This is a genomic window from Bacillus sp. 05T31 (assembly GCF_056396725.1).
This window is the reverse complement of record NZ_JBFTMA010000607.1, coordinates 1-2742: the sequence shown is the minus strand read 5'-3', so window position 1 is coordinate 2742 and position 2742 is coordinate 1. Positions and strand designations below refer to the sequence as shown.

Below are 2742 nucleotides of genomic sequence, written 5' to 3'. Positions count from 1 at the left end.
ACGCACCACAAAACGAACCAATTCAAGTATTTATGGATCATGGAGAACATATTTAAAACCTAAGGAAGAGGGCGCTTATAGTGTCCTCTTTTTAATATCTATTATTTATATGATGAGGTTGCAGGTACGTTTTTCGGTTATTGTTTGATAAACGTAAGATGTTTCTAAAAATGTGTATACAAAGGTGTGATTTTGTAATGTATATGTTCACATATTTGCTCACATTTTGTTCACGTACCATATAAAAAAGTATGAAAATCTATAAAAATAATTATTTAAATAAAATTTGTTCTAGATACTAAAAAGCGCCAAACCCCTTGTGGTATAAAGGATTTGGCACTTTTATATTTTTTATGTTTTATCAAATGAACACCCCTAAAACTGCTCATTCTTCTCCCAAGATTCTACAATATAATGAGCAATCGTTGGGTTGAATCCTTTACCAACTAAGAACATAATCGCAGCAACTTCTGTTAAAGCATGTTTGTGTGATGTATGTTTCGCTTCATTCAAACCGTAATCTACCCAAGGTTTTACGAAATCAAGTACAGGTTTCTTTAAAGGTAAAAACTGTGTACCGACAACTTGTTGGATTTGTTGTTGCGTTGGTTCTGTAATAGGTCCAGGTGGTAAAATTTGTGGTTGTGTAATATCTAAAACCGGCCCAGGTGGTAAAATTTGTGGTTGCGTCGGATCAATTGTTGGTGGTTTAGGTGGTGAGACACGTGCGTCATAGTTTGGTTGATACATTTGTTGTTGGTATGGATTTTGTTGATATTGTGGTTGCGTCTCGTATGGATTACCTTGAAATTGAGGTTCTTGGCTAGGTTGTGCTACGTATGGATTTTGAGGATATTCATAATTTGGACGTGTGTCATAGGGGTTTTGAGGATATTCAGTTTCTTGATTTTGCGGTGTTGCGTATGGATTTTGTTCGTATTGTGGCTCTTGATGTTGTGTCTCTTGCTCCTCATATTGTTCAGCATATCTTTGTTCCTGATGTTGAGGATAAAGAGGTTGTTGTGGGTAAGGCGGTTGGTTATTATAGAACATTTTTATTCCTCCTTCATAATGATGCCTACCACCTAGTGTATGGGCGGACAAGAAAATATGTGATGAAAAAATGCGGGCGTGTTACAATAAGTAACTGGGTGAAGATAAAATGATAAAACAAGAAAAAATACAAAAAACAATAACTTTCGTAAAGCATATTTTAGAAAAAGATGCGAGTGGGCATGATTGGTATCATATTGAACGCGTACATAAATTGGCGATTTCTTTATCCGAGCAAGAAGGGGGAAATCGTTTTATAATTGAAATGGCAGCATTACTTCACGATGTAGCAGATGAGAAGTTAAATGAGAGTGAAGAAGCAGGAATGAAAAAAGTTTCTGATTGGTTAGAAGAGTTACGTGTTGAAGAAGAGGAAAGTAAGCATGTTCTTCATATCATCGCCAATATGTCTTATAAGGGCGGTCATGGTGGCACAGTTGAGTCACTTGAAGGGAGAATTGTTCAAGATGCGGATCGTTTAGATGCTCTTGGTGCAATTGGAATAGCTCGAACGTTTGCATACGGAGGAGCGAAAGGGAGATTAATGTATGATCCAACTATCCCTCCTCGAGAAGTGATGACGAAAGATGAATATAGAAAAAATAATGATCCATCTTTAAATCATTTTTATGAAAAGCTTTTAAAACTAAAAGATTTAATGAACACGAACGCAGCAAAACAAGAGGCTGAAGTTCGTCATCGTTATATGGAACAGTTTATTGAACAATTTATGAAAGAGTGGAATGCACAAATATGAAAATGTTAACTGTGGAGAACTTATCGAAATCATACGGAGAAAAACCGTTATTTGATGGATTATCATGTAGTATTACAGAAGGACAACGTGTCGGAATTATCGGTGTAAACGGTACTGGTAAATCAACGTTATTAAAAATTATTGCAGGATTAGAAACTCCTGATACAGGTGATATGACGCATTCACGCGGATATACAATTAGTTATTTATCACAGCAACCAGAGTTTGATGAAAAACTAACAGTATTAGAGCAAGTGTTCCATGGTGATACACCTTTAATTCGTCTTCTTCGTGATTATGAACAATCGTTATTAAATATCGAAAAAGATCCAAGTAATGAAAAAGTACAGGAACAATTATTTGCAGTGCAGCAACGTATGGATGCGATGAGTGCATGGGAAGCAAATGCGAATGCAAAATCGTTATTAACGAAATTAGGAATTACTGATTTTACAGCAACTGTTGGAAAYCTATCTGGTGGACAAAAAAAGCGTATTGCAATGGCGCAATGTTTTATTGAAACACCTGATTTATTAATTTTGGATGAGCCTACGAACCACCTTGACCATGAGACAGTTGAATGGTTAGAAGAATATTTAGCAAGATATACAGGTGCGGTATTACTTGTAACCCATGATCGTTATTTCTTAGATCGTGTGACAAACCGTATTTTTGAATTAGATAACGGTAAACTGTATAGCTACGAAGGAAACTACAGTACATTTTTAGAAGCGAAAGCACTTCGTGAAGAGCAAGAATCGGCACAAGAATCAAAACGCCAAAATTTATATCGTCGTGAACTTGCTTGGATTCGCCGTGGTGCAAAAGCCCGTTCTACGAAACAAAAGGCGCGTATTCAGCGTTTTGATGAGCTAAAGGGACAAGAAGGACCAGCAGCGAAGCAATCAGTTGATATTGCACTAAGTGGAAGT

Annotated in this window: 3 protein-coding genes; 2 read left to right on the top strand and 1 reads right to left on the bottom strand. The window is 36.5% G+C overall.

Going from position 1 to position 2742, the window contains the following annotated elements; all coding sequences use genetic code 11:
• Nucleotides 1–375: 375 nt before the first annotated feature.
• Nucleotides 376–1053: a hypothetical protein gene (locus tag AC1DJR_RS25070; protein ID WP_060750268.1), complete on the bottom strand. Its 678-nt coding sequence runs from the start codon at nucleotides 1051–1053 to the stop codon at nucleotides 376–378.
• A gap of 109 nt (nucleotides 1054–1162) precedes the next feature.
• Between AC1DJR_RS25070 and AC1DJR_RS25065 the strand changes: the two genes are divergently transcribed.
• Both AC1DJR_RS25065 and AC1DJR_RS25060 read left to right on the top strand, forming a co-directional pair.
• Nucleotides 1163–1810 (top strand): HD domain-containing protein, encoded by a 648-nt coding sequence (locus AC1DJR_RS25065; protein ID WP_002065130.1) that lies wholly within the window; start codon nucleotides 1163–1165, stop codon nucleotides 1808–1810.
• Nucleotides 1807–2742: ABC-F family ATP-binding cassette domain-containing protein (locus AC1DJR_RS25060; protein WP_477003769.1), on the top strand; the 936-nt coding region annotated here is incomplete at its 3' end. The genes AC1DJR_RS25065 and AC1DJR_RS25060, both read left to right, overlap by 4 nt.